This window comes from Mesorhizobium sp. LEGMi-168a (assembly GCF_058312955.1).
The window spans coordinates 1-1,171 of record NZ_JBZEGV010000128.1 but is presented as its reverse complement, the minus strand read 5'-3'; the positions used below and the strand labels follow the sequence as shown (position 1 = coordinate 1,171).

At 65.6% G+C, this 1,171-nt stretch carries 2 protein-coding genes and 1 pseudogene; 2 read left to right on the top strand and 1 reads right to left on the bottom strand.

The features are described from left to right. Positions 1-486, bottom strand: a pseudogene (locus tag AC4FWB_RS34385) (cupin domain-containing protein); the annotation flags it as partial. A gap of 176 nt (positions 487-662) precedes the next feature. Here AC4FWB_RS34385 and AC4FWB_RS34380 point away from each other — a divergent pair. Then, positions 663-815, top strand: coding sequence for a hypothetical protein (locus tag AC4FWB_RS34380; RefSeq protein WP_491030646.1), 153 nt, complete (start codon positions 663-665; stop codon positions 813-815). Beyond that, the coding region (locus tag AC4FWB_RS34375) for a hypothetical protein (protein ID WP_491030645.1) at positions 812-1,171 on the top strand (360 nt) is incomplete at its 3' end. The genes AC4FWB_RS34380 and AC4FWB_RS34375, both read left to right, overlap by 4 nt.

Genomic DNA, 1,171 nt, shown 5'->3' with positions numbered 1-1,171 from the left:
CAGCCGCATCGCCCCGGTGCCGGTCGGCAGCGGCCGCATCAGCACCGTGGCGGGATCGCCGATCAGCGGCGAAAGCTGTTTTAGGGAAAAGCTCATATTGACGAAGCGGATGCCGCCCGGCTGGATGAGGTTGAGGCCCACCTCTTCGCCGCTCATCATCAGCGCGTGGCCGTTGCCGATCGGCTCCTCCCGGCCGCGATGCTTCATCACGCTCGCGCCGTCCAGTGCCGCGAGCAGGACGAGGTCGTCGCTGTCGATCAGCGTTGTCGAATGATGCACCCGGAATGCCGAGGAGGTGCCCGTCGCGATGCCCAGCCCCGGCAGCGCGCGCCCTCGCATATCGACATGCGTCGGACCGAGCGGATCGAGATCGACCTTCAGCACCGTGCGGCCGTAGACCTCGCGCATGACCTCGACGCGATCCCGCTCCGGAAGCGCGTCCGTCATCAGCCTGAACGAGGTGGATGGCCCCGTCGTCGCAGTCATCGGCACCCCCTGCCAACAAGCGCGTTGATATGCGCCGAGGCCCTCGAAACGTCAATAGAGGGCCGTTTTGGCCGTTTTTAGGGCCGCTCCGTCCAAGCTGCCCCCTTTGGCCCGACCTAGTTTGCGGCGCGCTTCCGGACCTGGAATCGCACCAGCAACAACCACAAGGGGGTTCGATGTATCACTTGCAACTGTTCAAGACGCTGTCGCAATTGTCGTCGACGGGCTTCAACCCGCGCGTCTATCTTCTGTCTGTCGCTTTCGGCAGGACCGTCGCCGACCATCGCGACCTCAGGCTGCCGTCGCGTTCTCCGGAGACGCGGTCATGAACATCAGGACGGCTTTCCTCATACCATCGCTTCTCGGCTTTTCGGCTCTTGCCGGCTGCACGAGCCCGCAAGGGGCCGGCCTTGCGATGAGCGCGGTCGGCGCCATGGCTGGCGGCGGCGGCGGTTTGAATCCCCTCTCGGCCGCGATCGGCCTCGGCACCATGGCGGCGGCGGATTCCGCGGCCGTGTCGCAGGCGGGCGTCATCACCCCGCAGGAGCAGGCGAAATACGCCGGCATGTCCTGCACCGAACTACGGCAATTGACGGCGAACTATGCGGCGGCTCAAGGCGCGCATCCGTCGGCAAAGAAATATGGCGGCATGGCGCCTGCCGGCAAGATGGCCATCGCCAACCAG